The sequence below is a fragment of the Nostoc sp. PCC 7524 genome, from assembly GCF_000316645.1.
In the GTDB taxonomy this organism is placed as follows: Bacteria; Cyanobacteriota; Cyanobacteriia; order Cyanobacteriales; family Nostocaceae; genus Trichormus.
Genome location: NC_019684.1, coordinates 2,988,560 through 3,002,904, shown reverse-complemented (window position 1 = coordinate 3,002,904; position 14,345 = coordinate 2,988,560). Strand labels below are relative to the sequence as shown.

The following is a 14,345-nucleotide window of genomic DNA, read 5'->3' as shown; positions in this document are numbered from 1 at the left end:
ATTTGGATTTTAACAGTAGTTTTGCATTTCAGTAGAATAGCTTAAATATTTGTTGGGTGTGGGGCATGGGGATAAGAGGAATTGGGGCAGGGGCGCGGCGTAATACCAATTCGCAATGGGCTAATCAATTCAAAATTCAAAATAGCCTACGGCAAGGCTTGCGCCTACAAAATTCAAAATTGAAGAGTTTTACTCCCCCTGCTCCCTGCTCCTCTGCTCCCCTGCCCCTCTGCCCCTCTGCTTCTTAAGAGTTCCCAATCCCCACCTAAAACGGAATATCATCTGGATCTGGTTCTTCTACCACTGGTTGATAGTTGCTGGGTGTGGTGACAGGTTCGTAAGTGTTCACCTGGGGTGTGACATTCACGGGACTGGCAACAGGAGTAGCAGCTGGGCGTGGAGGCTCGTAACTAGGAACGTTATTTGCTGGTGGGGGTGGTGGTAGAGTTTCTGTGACGGCTGGAGTTCTGGCTGGTGCTGACGATGGTGTAAAAGCACTGCTTAAAGATTGAATTTGTTGTACAGTCAATTCAGCACGTTTTTCTTTAAAACCTTCTTGACGCTCAACTGTGTGCATTCCTAAACGTCCGGCAATAATCACGCGATCGCCTTGGTGATAATTTTGCTGGATTTCTGTTGCTAAATTCCCCCAGCCCACAACTTTTAAAGTCGCCGGCGCATCATCCGGCTTCTGGGAATTGGAAAACTGCACTAGCATTTCTGTGACTGCTAAGTTATCTGATGTATAGCGTAATTGCGGTTCTTGAATAATTTCCGCCATTAAAACGCAGCTGTTCATGACATCCTCCTGGTTTAATAATTCGTAATTCGTAATTATGAATTTAATTTATAGACTGTTCATGTTGCTTTATTCCTAGCATAAAAGCCAAGCGATCACGTTGTACAACAGTCATAACACTGCTGAACGCTTTCGCCTGACTAAAACGAGCATTGAATCTTGCATGAGTAGTATAATTGTACCATGTTTTAACGTAAAAAATACTTGTAGCACCGTAAAATTGTCCATACTCAGTGGAAAGTTCTAAGTGTTGAGTAAACTAACACAGGAATTACGGATGATTATAAGCAATAGTTAATAGCCAAGAGTGCAAAATGCTATCCATACATTAGCCCCTAAATTATTTGGGTTAATAACTTACTAAGAAATTTTCAATAACTTCATAACTGCATCAGTTTTGGCACGATATTTGATTTCCAAAACATTGAATTTATCCGCCAAAAGTAAGACTATATTTTACAGAATGAGACAAATAAAACACTCTCATTAAATACCATATAAATTTAGGGGGAAAATTATCATGGCTAACATTATAATCTCTGATTTAAATCCAGTTGAAGGAGAATTTTCCGAACTATCAGACCTCGAACTAGAAGTAGTCATGGGAGGAAAAGGTGAAGTTTATGCTGAAGGTGGCTACAATCAGAAAGACGGCGCATATGTTAAGGCAGGCGTTAGGTTCAGTTTCTAAATTTTGATTAGAACTATCTGATAAAACTTAATTCAAGAAATAACCTTCTTCAACATTCAGAAGAAGGTATTTATTTTTTATACTTCATACACTCTTTAAAGTTGCTATTAGATTAATCCTTAGATTTATCTCACATTTCAAATACTTTTGTTGTTCCCCAAGATTGGCGTACAAATACCTGATAAGGAACTAATCTTTTCTGGAGAAACTTAACCATGTGGGTGTTATCCGCTAATACAGTAAATACTGCTTGGCTATCCTCTTGTGTTTCTAGCTGAAGCTTAATAGCTTTTGCTAATAAGGGAATAGCACGACCTAAACGTTGTAAATCTTCTCTCACAAAAAGTTTGGTATATCTGATTGTATCTCTTGCAACTCGGTGTGTAATCATCCAGCCAATAACTTGGTTTTCATAGCGTAATCCCAAGCTATTGAGCGGCTCAATTATCTCTGGTTCTGTCCAAGGGGAGAGAATTTCAGGATACCATGCAGAGATTGCTTGTTGTGCTTGAATGGATTCTCTCTCTTGTGTGCTTATTTCTACCCAAGGAAATATGCTGTACCCAAGAGGTAGAGCATCAGCAAGTTTTAACCAAGAAGCATCTTTGATGTTAATTATTGGTCCAGAACAAACTAACATACGTAGCTGAGGGGTAGACCAATTACATTGTTTGAGAACTTTTTCCAAATATGGAGTTGTAGCGTTAGGCACGTAAACTAAATTGACCTGAGAAAAACTACTTTGGGAAAGTTCTTCTTCAAGATATGAAAGCAAAGTTTTACCTAGTCCATATCCCCGATGTTCTGGTATTACGAATAACGAAAGGATTTCTGCAATTTTTGGGTTGGAGGAAGCTTCAGCTAAAATTAACCCTACAGGTTGTGAACCTTGATGTACTCCTAAAGCAACTATAGATTGATCAGCATCTAAATTTTTCAGGCGTGAGCGGAAAGTAGGATATGTCAGCTTCTCATAAAAGATAGCTGTTGCATTGCTGAGTTTGACAAACTTATATGAAGTCTGGTTATCTTGTTGGTTTAGGCTTGGCTCTAGCATTGGGTAAGTTTGATATTTTTTCAAATACTGCTGGAATTGAAGCTTCTGACTTGTACTTCAAAATAATTTTCGGGACATAATTATTTTAGTTTTGGCTGGTTATAGCGTTTCTCAGTCTGGTGAAGTACAGTAGCAACAGTGGGTAAACCAATTATAAATATCATTTAAAGAGATTTGGTTAAAAGCCATTTCAATTGCTTTTGCTAAATCTGGATAACTTCTAGCACCAAGAGAACGTAGTATGTTCTTCAGCTTCGACCAACAATTTTCAATAGGGGAAAAATCAGGAGAATATGGTGGTAAATAAATCAACTTAGCTCCGGCAGCCTCAATGAGTGCTTCAATATCTCCACCTTGATGAATTGAGCAATTGTCCATGATTACATAATCACCTTCCTTAAGTTTAGGAACTAATTTTTGAGCAATATAAGCCTCAAATGTCAGCCCATCAGTTGCACCTAAAATGCTATATTGACTAATCACACCCCTCAGACCAATTGCACCAATTATCGAAACATTTTTACTGCGTTTTTGAGGTCGAGAACCATGCGCTCTTTTACCTTTAGGGGAACGAGCAGAATGTCGGCTCAAAGATAGATTAGCTCCAGCTTCATCAAGGAAAATCAGATGATCAGCAGGTATTCCTTGAATTAAGAGCCAGAACTGGACTCTTAATAATTGAACTCTCTCAGTTTCCTTTTCTGCGGCGTGCAATGTTTTTTTTAAGCTGATTTCCATCTTCTGTAACATTCTGTCTACTGTGGAAATACCAATCGTTATCCCTGTCTTCTCTTTGAGTTGCTCACGAATTTCTGATAAAGTGGCATCATTCTTGGCTTCTACTATTTCAAAAAGAACATTCAATTGTTCTTCATTTAGCTTTGGTGGAGTTTGTTGCATCCTGACTTTAGGCGCGATACTTCCTGTTTCTCTATATTGTTTAAGTAATTTCTCAATAAAGCTTAAAGTTACACAAAATCTTTTGGCTAACTGACGTTGTGATATTCCACCTGTCTTATATGTATCAAGTATTTTTTGGCGTAAATCGAGCGAATATGCTTTCATTTTTACCCTGGCGAAGATGTACAGTTTTATTTGATTTAGTGTACTTCATTAGACCGGTAAACGCTATATCTAAATTTAATTACTGGTAATTTTTTTAATATTTTAACTATTGATAATTTTCTTTTAACTTAAAAGCACAATAATAGATTATATATATTTATCAAATAAAACAACACCATTTAAAAATGTTTGTCAGAAATTAATAGCTTGTTATGGTTAAGGGTATGGTGTTGGTAGCAAGTTTTTTTAAGCTGCTGCAAATTGTCTTTGCGTAAATCTTATTTCAACTCAAAAACCTAATTATTACGTACAAGAGAATAAGTTTATGAAAGGACTGAATTGGGCAATTATAGCGATAGGATTAGGGGTAATAACGTATGGCTTCAAAGCAAACAATATAGATGTATCTAATACTTCAGAGCTAGCTACACAACCAGTATTATTGCTAACAGAAGTCAACAAAGAAGATTATAAATTTTATAAACAAAGAGCTATGGATAGTGCATTATCAGGAGATTTATCAGGAGCGATCGCTGATTTCAACAAGGCTGTACAAATGAATCCTAATGATGCAGATACCTATAACAATAGAGGTAAAGCTCGCGCATTATCAGGAGATTTACCAGGAGCGATCGCTGATTTTAATCAAGCCTTACAGATTAATTCTAATGATGCTGATGCCTATAAAAATAGAGGTAAAGCTCGCGTATTATCGGGAGATTTGCCAGGAGCGATCGCTGATTTTAACCAAGCCTTGCAAATTAACCCTAATGATGCAGATACTTACTATAGTCGAGGCGTTGCACGGGACAATTCAGGAGATTTAAAAGGCTCGATTGAAGATTTTAACCAGGCTTTGCGAATAAACCCTAACTATGTTGATGCTTACAACAATCGCGGTGTTAATCGCGCACTAGAAGGAGATTTAAAAAGCGCAATTGAGGATTTTAATCAAGCCTTAGAGATTAATCCTAACAATGCAGACTCATATAAAAATCGCGGTATCGCTTACTCTCAATTAGGAGATGTTAAGAAAGCTATCGCTGATTTACAGAAAGCTGCCGAATTATTTCAACAACAAGGTGAAACAGCTAAATCCCAAGCGGCTATAAATAGAATTAGACAGATAAATAATAGCTCAAAAAATAAAACATAGATATAGCAATCCGATTTGATTTCTAAAATTATTTGCGTGGTGCGCTACCGCTAATACTACTCTCTCACATGAACTGGAAATACACCCAAGGCAATCAATCTTGCTGGCAAATCGCGCAAAATGGGTAAGCGTAACCAAGCTGGGGGTTGAAAGGTGCGGTTAGAGGTGAGGATGGGGGCAAATACTCGTTTTTGGATCAAAGTCTGAAATGCTTGAATAATTCGTGTGGGTAATTCGCGCCGATGCTGGACTTTAGCCAAATCTTTCAAATCTACATGGTGATTTTGCAGAGGTTTAGTTAACACATTCGCAGTCACCACAGCATCTTGAATGGCGTAGTTAATTCCTACTCCGCCAACAGGTGACATCACATGAGCTGCATCACCAATGAGTAATAATCCCGGACGATACCAGTGTCGCACACGGCTAGATTCTACAGAGAGAAAAGCGATCTGTGACCAATCTTGTAAATTATCAATGCGGTTGGCTAATTCTGGGACAACTTCTACTACAGATGTTTTCAAGGCTGCTAAACCATCAGCACGTAACTTTTGATAGCCTCCTTTGGGGATGACATAGGCAAGTTGCCATTCATCACCACGGTCAAGCATCGCTACAATATGACCGGGAGCAAAGCGCCCCATTCCTCCCTCACTATCTCCTGGCTGACGCGGTAGGCGGAACCACAGCACATCCATTGGTGGCGAGGTTTCAATGGAGGCAAAATTACCTAACTGTCGTAATTTGGAATGGCGACCATCTGCACCAACTGTCAGGATTGCCCGGACTTCATGCCAACCACCGCCTCCCCGATAGCGCACACCTTGAATTATGCCGTCCTCTACAATGAGTTCTTGGACATTTGCCCCCATAAGTAATTGAAAACTGGGATACTGTTGTGCTTCCTGGGTGATGAATTCGAGGAATTTCACCTGGGGCAGCATTGTAATGTAGGGATAGCGGGTTTTGAGGTGACTAAAATCAGCCAAAGTCACGGTATCTTGAGGCGTTTTCACCCGAATTTGGCGCATCTTAGCATGGGGTAATTGCAGCAAGCGATCGCTCAATCCCAATTCTTCCATAATTTCCATTACCGATGGGTGAATCGTATCGCCGCGAAAATCCCGGTCAAAATCTTTGTGTGCTTCCAATAGCATCACAGCAACCCCTTGACGCGCTAACAGCAACGCCAAAACCGCACCAGCCGGCCCACCACCAACAATGCAACAATCTGTAGTTTGTACGTCTACAATGTCATGGGTAGTCATAAAGTCAAGGGATTGGAGACTGGGGAGTGGGGACAGTTTTTTTGGAATTCGTAATTAGCTTACTGTTATGCTAACTCTTGATTATTGACTAATGACCATTAACTATTGATTAATCACTAAAACCTGTGGCGCAAGTTTTTATAGAAAACGTTTATAAAAGTTTCCCTCCCCGTCGTGGGGAAAATGTGGTTTCACCAACCGCATCTGGCAAGAAAAGCGATATAGCAACAGAACAATCAGGAAATATTAATGTCTTGCGACGAATTAACCTCACTATTCCTGATGGGGAATTTATGGTATTGGTGGGGCCTTCTGGTTGTGGGAAAAGTACCTTATTGCGGTTAATTGCTGGCTTAGAGGTAATGACAGGCGGCAATATTTGGGTGGGCGATCGCTTGGTGAATGACTTACCACCCAAGGAACGGGACATTGCAATGGTGTTTCAAAATTACGCCTTGTATCCCCACATGAGTGTATATGACAATATTGCCTTTGGATTACGTCGTCGGGAATTAGAGCATGGGGAAAATCACTCCTCCCAACTCCCTGATTGGGCAGAAAATCTCCTGGTGGGAACAACAAAAAAGCTACCTAAAGGACTACGTTATATCTCTGGGAAAGAGCGAGAAGTAGATCAACGGGTGCGGGGTGTGGCTGAGTTGTTGCAAATTGAAATGCTGCTGCATCGGTTGCCAAAACAGCTATCTGGGGGACAAAGACAACGGGTAGCATTGGGTAGGGCGATCGCTCGCAATCCCCAAGTATTTTTAATGGATGAGCCGCTTTCTAACCTGGATGCAAAATTACGGGCAGAAACCCGCGCTCAAATTGTCAAATTACAACGCCAATTGGGGACAACAACAATTTACGTTACCCATGACCAAACTGAAGCGATGACAATGGGCGATCGCATTGCGATTATGAATCAAGGTCAGATTCAACAAGTTGCTTCTCCATTGGAACTGTATAACAACCCCAACAACCGCTTTGTTGCGGAATTCATTGGTACACCACCGATGAATTTTATTCCGGTAGAATTTCATGCACCTTTGTTAATTACCCATTCTCAGTTCCGGTTTACCCTCCCAGAAGATTGGGCTAGTCCGTTGCAAAAATATGATGGGCAAACCCTAATTTTGGGCATTCGTCCAGAACACTTAAGCTTAAGTGTACCTGCTACTAAGAATTTGCCAGTGCAAGTAGATTTAGTAGAAAACCTGGGTAACGATGCTTTTATCACGGCCACACTAATTGAGGATGAGTCTAGATTTGCTCAGATCACCAATCCTCTACAAGTAAGAGTTCCACCAGAAAGATCAGTTAGTGTGGGTGAGCAACTTTGGTTATCATTAAACCCAGATAAAATTCACTTTTTCGACCCAGACACTGAATTAGCTATTTTTCCATAGCTGAATCAGTAAGCAGTCTCTTACTTAGAAATTCATTTAAGGGTGCAAAACTGTGCGCCCTTATTAAATATATGCTGTTGCATTCTTGTTTCTAATTCGTATGAATTCAAATGGCTGAATTTACCTAACGAAACCTATCTAATAATGCTTCCCGCGACATTTGTAGTAATAAAGGAGTAAATTCTTCAGGAGATAAAGCTAATAAAGGTTCAATAATCTCTCTTAATTCAGCATCTAAAGTACCAAATCTAACTTGTAACAAATTTTCTATAACTTTACGGCGTTCTGCGTTAATTCCTTCTTGAATACCTTCTCGAAGACCTTCTTGAAGACCTTCTCGAAGACCTTCTTGAATACCTTCTTGTTTAGCTTCTGCTAGTCTTTGCTCGTAAATAGGTGATAAGCGCATAATTAAGTCTCTATCCTCCTCGTCTATGTTTTGATTTACTTCTAGAGTAGCCTTTAAACTCAATAATAAATCAATTGCTTTGCTACGTAAGGGATGCTCTGGGGGAAGTGCTTGTAGTTCGTCTATCGCTTGTTGCTGGACTCTTCCTTTACCTAAAATTCTCAACCATAATGTTTCTTCAATGCGTGGTAATTGGTGAATTGCTACAATTGCTGTTCGCAAATAATCAGCTAAAAAATGTACTCCTACTTCCCAATTTTCTGTATCTAAGCTAGCTCTAAAACCATTTAAGATAGATTCAGAGGCAGTGGGTGATAAAATCCACAATCGAGGTAATTCTGATTCAGAAATCCGGTTATTATCACCTTTGGCTTGACGCTTGATTTCAGCAAATATATCAAATAACTTGTTGATACAACTGCGGATTTCTGCAATTGTAGCGGCATTTCTAAAGGGTTCAATTAATGCAGGTTCAGCCGCCATTCTTCCTAACAACCCTAAATCTATTGTATCGCTGGTTGATGGAGCTACAGGTGCAAAATAAATATCAATTTCTCTGATTTCTGCCGGAACTTTCCGACTGGTTTCCACTTCTCCCAATGGTTGTAATAATTCTTTCAGATAATCTTTGGCAAACTGGTCGTAGGGAAACCTAGTCATTAGCTGATGTTTTGACTCTAACGCATATTTTACATGAATAAAAAACTCGTAGCACACTAAAAACCAAAACTTAGGAATAAGGAATAAATATCTCCAGACATTAATTACGCATTCTCTGAAATCCTTGTAGAGACCTAGCACTGCTACGTCTCTACAATATTTTCACCAGAGTGTTAAATATTCAAACTTCTGCTGGATGCTGTTCTTGCTGCCTTTCCACAAAAGTTTGCACACGAGAGCGGTAATCTCTGACGATCTCATCTACCCAGTCGCGTTCGTTACTGTTAGCATACAAATGTACTAATGGCTCACTGGCATCAGGCAGAACTAACAGCCAACTGTCATTATAGGGTTGCCGAATTTTTACCCCATCGATGAGTTCGAGGTTTTGGGCGGGGTGAGTTTCTACTAAGTAGCGCATCAATGCACCCTTAGCGGACCAAGGACAGCGTATGGTGTGGGTTTTGTGAATGACACGGGGCAATTCTGAGCGGACAGTAGCAAGCGATCGCTCCTGGATAGTCAGCATTTCAATCAGTTTCGCAATGCAGAACATGGAATCAAAACCCGGATGCAAATGTGGGAAAATAAAGCCAGTATCGCCGCTACCCCCTAGCACCACATTGGGATTTTTCTGACAAGCTTCCATTAAAGCGGTTGGGTTAGCTTTGGTGCGAATCACTCGCCCATCATGACGACGCGCTACTTGTTCTACAGCACTGGATGAATGCACAGGTACAACTACTGTTCCTCTGGGGTTTGAGGTGAGAATCATATCTACCATCAGGGCTGTTAACAGTTCACCCCGAATGGGATACCCTGATTCATCCACTAAAATCAACTGTTCACCGTTGGCTGATACCTGCACGCCAAAGTTAGCTTTTAATGCTTCCACCACATGACCTAACTGATTCAGTAGTGCTTCCCGGTCAGTGGTAGATACCGCAGCTTTATTTAAACTAGCATTGAGAACAACGGCATCTGCACCAAATTTATCTAACATTTGGGGTAATACTGCCCCAGACACTGCATACATATAGTCAATTACCACTTTAGCCCGACTGTTACGCAGTGCAGAAACATTCAACAGTTTCTCAAAAGCTGTGCAGTAAAGGTCAATGACTTGGCTGGGGTAAGCAACATCACCAATTTCATGGGACAACGCCCGGCGCATATCTTCTTTAAAGAAAGCCCCTTCAATTTTCTTTTCCTGGGCTTTGGAGATATTAATCCCCTTGCCATCCATGAATTCAATCAAGATATAATCGGCGCGATCGGGATGTACCCGCACATGAATACCACCTGCTATCTTCATTGTCGGTATAACTGTACGCCCAATCGGAATTGCTGTTGCATCCAGATTCTGTACATCTACACCCACTGACATCAAACCTGCAATTAATGAGCGAGTCACCATGCGCGAGACATTGCGTTGGTCACGGGATACCGCTACTTTAGAGCCAGGTTTTAAGGTAGAACCATAGGCGGCTCCCAATTTCACGGCAAATTCTGGGGTGATGTCGATATTGGCTAATCCCTGGACACCACGTTGTCCAAACAGGTTGCGTTGAGCAGTATTACCCCAAATCAGGTTAATGTTTAAAATTGCCCCAGATTCAATTTTTTTACTCGGCCAAACCCGGATACCGGGGCTAATTTGGGCTTCTTCGCCAACTGTAGATAATGAACCAACTACAGCCGCTTCTAGGACATGGGAGCGGCGATCTACACGAGTACCACGGGAAATAACGCAGGCACTTAATTGGGCTTCTTCGCCAATAATTGCCCCATTCCAAATAATCGGCCGTTTGAGATTGGCATCAGCACCAATGGTGACATTATCGCCAATAATTGTTCCCGCTTCAATTTGCACTCTTGCACCGATGCGGCAGTTGTTGCCAATCATGGCTGGGGCTTCAATATGAGCTGAGGGGTCAATATAAGTATTTTGTCCCACCCATAAGTCTGGGGTATCTTCTGGATAAGCAAAGTCGAGTTTGACTTTCCGTTCTAAAGCATCGTATTGAGCTTCACGATAGGCATCTAAGTGACCAACATCACACCAGTACCCTTGGGCAATGTAACCGTACATGGGTTCATCTTTAGCCAGGAGTAAGGGGAATAAATCTTTAGAAAAATCGGTTTCTGTGTTGGCTGGCAGATATTCTAAAACTTCAGGTTCGAGAATATAAGTACCAGTGTTGACGGTATCAGAAAAAATTTCACTGGTAGAAGGTTTTTCTAAAAAGCGTTTAATTTTACCGTCGGCATCAGTAATAACTACCCCAAATTCAATGGGGTTAGGCACCCTAGTTAAAATCAAAGTAGCTTTTGATTGTTTTTGTTTATGAAAGGCGATCGCTGCTGATAAATCAAAATCTGTGATACTATCACCACTAATTACTAAAAAAGTTTCATCTAAAAGTTCAGCAATGTTTTTGACACACCCTGCTGTTCCTAAAGGTTGGTCTTCCTCCACGGCATAGGTCATTTGTACGCCAAAATCGCTGCCATCTTGAAAATAATCTCGCAAAACATCAGGTAAATAATGCAATGTGGCAATCACTTCCGTGATGTGATGTCTTTTGAGTAAATTAATGATATGTTCTGCGATCGGGCGATTGAGAATCGGCACCATCGGTTTAGGTAGATCGCAAGTTAACGGGCGAAGTCGCGTTCCGGAACCGCCTGCCATCAGCACTGCACGCATAAATCCTCCTTAACTTTTTGCAGTCTTTACTGCTTTGAGATCAGAGTATATTGTGTTTTCCTCTAGTCTCCTATAAACCCTGATTTATCAGGAACTGCCACAAGAGACATCCGTCAAGGAATAAGTATAATTATTTTTTACGCTAGTTTGTGAAACGTAATCCAGAAAGACCCGCCCGGATAGCAAAACTCACCATTAGATACGAAACAATAGAAATCGAAGTACCCAGAAATAAAATTGGCCGTTCGCAAATAAAGCCAGTCAAATTACAGGTAATTTTAGCAGAGGAAGAAAAACCACCAGCAGGCGTAACAGCAATTATAGGAATCCGGTTTGATTACTGTTCGTATAACGTGGCGTAGCCAAATGATTTGCGTAGGTAGGCAATAGGCACTCTTGCAATAGGCAATAGGAAAGGAGAGAGTAGGGGTGTACTGAGTTTTTTATGCGCTAGCGCAGGCTACGCCAACAGAAATCAAATACGAGTCCTAGAGAAGCAGTACGTATGATTGCTAGCCTTGGTGGTTTTCTTGGTCGTAAAGGTGATGGAGAACCTGGTGTGAAAACTATTTGGAAAGGGTTACGGCGATTACATGATATTGCTGCCACTTGGAAATTAGCCCATCAACTCTAACACTCATACTTTCTGCTGTTTGTCTAAGTAGCTCAGTGTTAAAAATTATCGCTATGGCAAGGCAGGAGGCAGGAGGCAGGAGGCAGGAGGGAAGAGGGTTTGAGCCTAGTTTATTTTTCTTAACATAGTTGTGTTTTTTCCCACCGACTTACTTAGTCCTCCTATTGTCATCATCGTCTCCAATCCTGTTGAGAATTAGTTTTTAGCTTTTGTTAAGAAAGATGTGACTAATGGATAGCTTTTTAAGGGGAGCCACTGCGTTGGGCGGGTTTCCCGACTTGTAGCAAGTGGCGTGGATTTAGGGGGATCTAAAAGTATTTGATACACCATGAAGGGCTTTTCAAACATCCTCTAAAACAACTCAGATTTTTTATAGAAACACATTAAGAAAACTGAACTCTAGCCTTTCTGATTCCTAGTTTTTTCAATTAGGAAAGTCAAATCACTGTCAAATGCAAAACTTGAGTTAGAGTTTTGCATTTAGCGCGATTCCCACTGGGACACAAAATAGAATTGATAGTTGTTATTTGATGTTAAGTTAGCTTAAGTGTTTAAGTTTAAGCTTTCGCTAATTGCTTTTCTTTTTTAGCATAGCGTTTTTTGAGAAATGCACCGAAGCCTGCACCTACTGCTAGTCCACCCATTGTTAGGGGTTCGGGAATTGGTTCACCCCCATCGGGTGGTTGAGTTGTTAGAATAACAAAACCACCACCTAGATTCCCAAAATCAGCTAAGACAAATGTTCCATTAGCAACAGTTTGACCCTTAAACTTAAATATTCCCTCCACAATATCAGTCGGATGGGTACCTATATTAATACCAACAGGGCTGTTGTTGATACCTCTAAGTATTGTTCTTGTCAACTGACCGCCTGTAACATTAAAGCTCAATACATCTGTCTCACCATTAATTGTAACTGAACCGAAGTTAGCAAAATCAGTTAGAGGATCAGACTCATCCACGGTATATGTAGCTACGTCACCTGCACTTGTTGTTTGAGTCAATTTTAAAGTTTGTAGGATAACTGAAGTAATAGGAGGGATAGCAGTCGCAAAATCACCATCCGTCTCACCAATAGTGCCGGGATTAGTCCAAAAAATATACTCTGTAGGATTATTAAGATTTGATGGAATACCTAAATCATTTATAGTCCCAAACGATATCTCCCCATCTAAGGTAATTGAAACAGCCATTGCAGCAGAAGGAGCGAAGGCAACTGCTGTCATTGTAGTTGCAGCCATAGTTGCCCCAAGGAATAAAGATTGAAACTTGTTCATAAGATTCCTGTCGGTTGTTAAGTTATTTTCGACACTGATAGCAACTCACCCTCAATTCCCCGGTCAATATCAGCCATGCAAGTAACATGATATTTGCTGAAATTGTAGAAGTAGATACCAGTATACGTAAGTTTAATCATTTCAGAGTCATAATTAATTTACAATACCCGGCTTCGTACTTCACCAAAACTTTGCAAGAAATATATATTTGGTTTTATTAGTTTTTAAAAGTAAAATCTGTGTAGATTTCTTTTTAAGAAAAAATAAAAATCCCATCAACTAATACAGGACTAATTGATAGGTATCATTATATTTATTGATATTGAATGCCTGCCCGAAAATACCAGAAGCGAAATACCCTACGAAACCATCAAAATCACCCAGCAAATCTGCAAAGCCATTGCTTGAATACTTCTTGGAGGTTGTTATAACAGTGGTTGGCTGTGATTCTATATACTAATTGATCCCCCCTAACCCCCCTTAAAAAAGGGGGGAACTAGAATAAATCAAAGTCCCCCTTTTTAAGGGGGATTTAGGGGGATCTAAAAGTATTTAACGCCGTGTGCAACCTTCTCTCAAACCTAACCCCCAACCCCTTCCCTACAAGGGAAGGGGAGCAAGAATCAAAGCCTCTCTCCTTGCAGGGGAGCCAGTTGCGTGGGCGGGTTTCCCGACTTGAGCAAACTGGCGTGAGAGGTACTCTAGCGAGAAGCCGCTCCGCGTCTTTGGAGAGGGGTTTCAAAAATAAGTTGCACATCGCGTTATTTAAGTAAGTCGGTGGGAAAAAACACAACTATGTTAAGAAAAATAAACTAGGCTCAAACCCTCTTCCCTCCTGCCTCCTGCCTCCTGCCTCCTGCCTTGCCATAGCGATAATTTTTAACACTGAGCTACTTAATCCATCATGAGAGACTTTTCAAACATCATCTAACCCTGCTGTGCAATCAGACTGGCGGTTTTATTCACACCATCCCAAACTATCCAATTACAAGAATTATCTACCTCAGATGGATTAGTCGTCACCTTAAAATAAAGCTTATTTCCCCCCCTAGGTTCAATAGCAAAATCAGCATTTTGAGCATAGACAACAATAAAACCTCTATCCCGCAGACAATACATTGCCCAGGCTTTTAATGATTGCTTATGTGGTTCGTGGGGAATCGGTGGCTTAGTGATTACGTCTTCAATGACTTTAAATATCTGCATTGAC

At 40.7% G+C, this 14,345-nt stretch carries 12 protein-coding genes and 1 pseudogene; 5 read left to right on the top strand and 8 right to left on the bottom strand.

Translation table 11 applies throughout. The features are described from left to right. Window positions 1–265 precede the first annotated feature (265 nt). Complete coding sequence (locus NOS7524_RS11955) at window positions 266–799, bottom strand: single-stranded DNA-binding protein (RefSeq protein WP_015138742.1); 534 nt, start codon at window positions 797–799, stop codon at window positions 266–268. A 520-nt stretch (window positions 800–1,319) separates the two neighbouring features. Between NOS7524_RS11955 and NOS7524_RS29985 the strand changes: the two genes are divergently transcribed. After that, window positions 1,320–1,490, top strand: coding sequence for a hypothetical protein (locus tag NOS7524_RS29985; RefSeq protein ID WP_015138741.1), 171 nt, complete (start codon window positions 1,320–1,322; stop codon window positions 1,488–1,490). Between the two features lie 130 nt (window positions 1,491–1,620). Here the strand turns inward: NOS7524_RS29985 and NOS7524_RS11950 are convergent, their stop codons facing one another. Continuing rightward, window positions 1,621–2,547, bottom strand: a complete 927-nt coding sequence (locus NOS7524_RS11950) for a GNAT family N-acetyltransferase (protein WP_015138740.1) — start codon at window positions 2,545–2,547, stop codon at window positions 1,621–1,623. A 111-nt stretch (window positions 2,548–2,658) separates the two neighbouring features. Further along, window positions 2,659–3,612, bottom strand: coding sequence for an IS630 family transposase (locus NOS7524_RS11945; protein ID WP_015137436.1), 954 nt, complete (start codon window positions 3,610–3,612; stop codon window positions 2,659–2,661). Between the two features lie 325 nt (window positions 3,613–3,937). Here NOS7524_RS11945 and NOS7524_RS11940 point away from each other — a divergent pair, with 325 nt between their 5' ends. Beyond that, the gene (locus tag NOS7524_RS11940; RefSeq protein WP_015138739.1) at window positions 3,938–4,768 is read left to right on the top strand and encodes a tetratricopeptide repeat protein; all 831 of its coding nucleotides are present in this window, start codon (window positions 3,938–3,940) and stop codon (window positions 4,766–4,768) included. Window positions 4,769–4,824: 56 nt separating this feature from the next. Here NOS7524_RS11940 and NOS7524_RS11935 read toward each other — a convergent pair whose 3' ends face one another. Next, the gene (locus tag NOS7524_RS11935; protein ID WP_015138738.1) at window positions 4,825–6,036 is read right to left on the bottom strand and encodes an FAD-dependent oxidoreductase; all 1,212 of its coding nucleotides are present in this window, start codon (window positions 6,034–6,036) and stop codon (window positions 4,825–4,827) included. A gap of 125 nt (window positions 6,037–6,161) precedes the next feature. On the opposite strand from NOS7524_RS11935, the gene NOS7524_RS11930 reads away from it, so the two are divergent. After that, window positions 6,162–7,445: an ABC transporter ATP-binding protein gene (locus NOS7524_RS11930; RefSeq protein WP_015138737.1), complete on the top strand. Its 1,284-nt coding sequence runs from the start codon at window positions 6,162–6,164 to the stop codon at window positions 7,443–7,445. Between the two features lie 124 nt (window positions 7,446–7,569). Here the strand turns inward: NOS7524_RS11930 and NOS7524_RS11925 are convergent, their stop codons facing one another. Both NOS7524_RS11925 and NOS7524_RS11920 read right to left on the bottom strand, forming a co-directional pair. Continuing rightward, complete coding sequence (locus NOS7524_RS11925; RefSeq protein ID WP_041555290.1) at window positions 7,570–8,514, bottom strand: hypothetical protein; 945 nt, start codon at window positions 8,512–8,514, stop codon at window positions 7,570–7,572. 181 nt (window positions 8,515–8,695) lie between these two features. After that, window positions 8,696–11,224 carry a mannose-1-phosphate guanyltransferase gene (locus tag NOS7524_RS11920; protein ID WP_015138735.1) on the bottom strand — a complete coding sequence of 843 codons (2,529 nt, stop codon included), beginning with the start codon at window positions 11,222–11,224 and terminating at the stop codon, window positions 8,696–8,698. A 149-nt stretch (window positions 11,225–11,373) separates the two neighbouring features. Here NOS7524_RS11920 and NOS7524_RS11915 point away from each other — a divergent pair, with 149 nt between their 5' ends. Next, complete coding sequence (locus NOS7524_RS11915) at window positions 11,374–11,586, top strand: hypothetical protein (RefSeq protein WP_041555289.1); 213 nt, start codon at window positions 11,374–11,376, stop codon at window positions 11,584–11,586. A gap of 128 nt (window positions 11,587–11,714) precedes the next feature. Then, window positions 11,715–11,858: pseudogene (locus tag NOS7524_RS11910) on the top strand (IS4 family transposase); the annotation flags it as partial. Between the two features lie 557 nt (window positions 11,859–12,415). On the opposite strand, the gene NOS7524_RS11905 reads toward NOS7524_RS11910, so the two are convergent. Both NOS7524_RS11905 and NOS7524_RS11900 read right to left on the bottom strand, forming a co-directional pair. Further along, window positions 12,416–13,099: a PEP-CTERM sorting domain-containing protein gene (locus tag NOS7524_RS11905; RefSeq protein WP_171815369.1), complete on the bottom strand. Its 684-nt coding sequence runs from the start codon at window positions 13,097–13,099 to the stop codon at window positions 12,416–12,418. A 963-nt stretch (window positions 13,100–14,062) separates the two neighbouring features. Continuing rightward, window positions 14,063–14,341 carry a hypothetical protein gene (locus NOS7524_RS11900; RefSeq protein WP_015138733.1) on the bottom strand — a complete coding sequence of 93 codons (279 nt, stop codon included), beginning with the start codon at window positions 14,339–14,341 and terminating at the stop codon, window positions 14,063–14,065. Window positions 14,342–14,345 lie beyond the last annotated feature (4 nt).

Excerpts from the sequence above, each read along its gene's own strand:
- NOS7524_RS11955 (WP_015138742.1), bottom strand. The coding sequence starts at position 799 with ATGAACAGCTGCGTTTTAATGGCGGAAATTATTCAAGAACCGCAATTA.
- NOS7524_RS29985 (WP_015138741.1), top strand. The coding sequence starts at position 1,320 with ATGGCTAACATTATAATCTCTGATTTAAATCCAGTTGAAGGAGAATTT.
- NOS7524_RS11950 (WP_015138740.1), bottom strand. The coding sequence starts at position 2,547 with ATGCTAGAGCCAAGCCTAAACCAACAAGATAACCAGACTTCATATAAG.
- NOS7524_RS11945 (WP_015137436.1), bottom strand. The coding sequence starts at position 3,612 with ATGAAAGCATATTCGCTCGATTTACGCCAAAAAATACTTGATACATAT.
- NOS7524_RS11940 (WP_015138739.1), top strand. The coding sequence starts at position 3,938 with ATGAAAGGACTGAATTGGGCAATTATAGCGATAGGATTAGGGGTAATA.
- NOS7524_RS11935 (WP_015138738.1), bottom strand. The coding sequence starts at position 6,036 with ATGACTACCCATGACATTGTAGACGTACAAACTACAGATTGTTGCATT.
- NOS7524_RS11925 (WP_041555290.1), bottom strand. The coding sequence starts at position 8,514 with ATGACTAGGTTTCCCTACGACCAGTTTGCCAAAGATTATCTGAAAGAA.
- NOS7524_RS11920 (WP_015138735.1), bottom strand. The coding sequence starts at position 11,224 with ATGCGTGCAGTGCTGATGGCAGGCGGTTCCGGAACGCGACTTCGCCCG.
- NOS7524_RS11905 (WP_171815369.1), bottom strand. The coding sequence starts at position 13,099 with ATGGCTGCAACTACAATGACAGCAGTTGCCTTCGCTCCTTCTGCTGCA.
- NOS7524_RS11900 (WP_015138733.1), bottom strand. The coding sequence starts at position 14,341 with ATGCAGATATTTAAAGTCATTGAAGACGTAATCACTAAGCCACCGATT.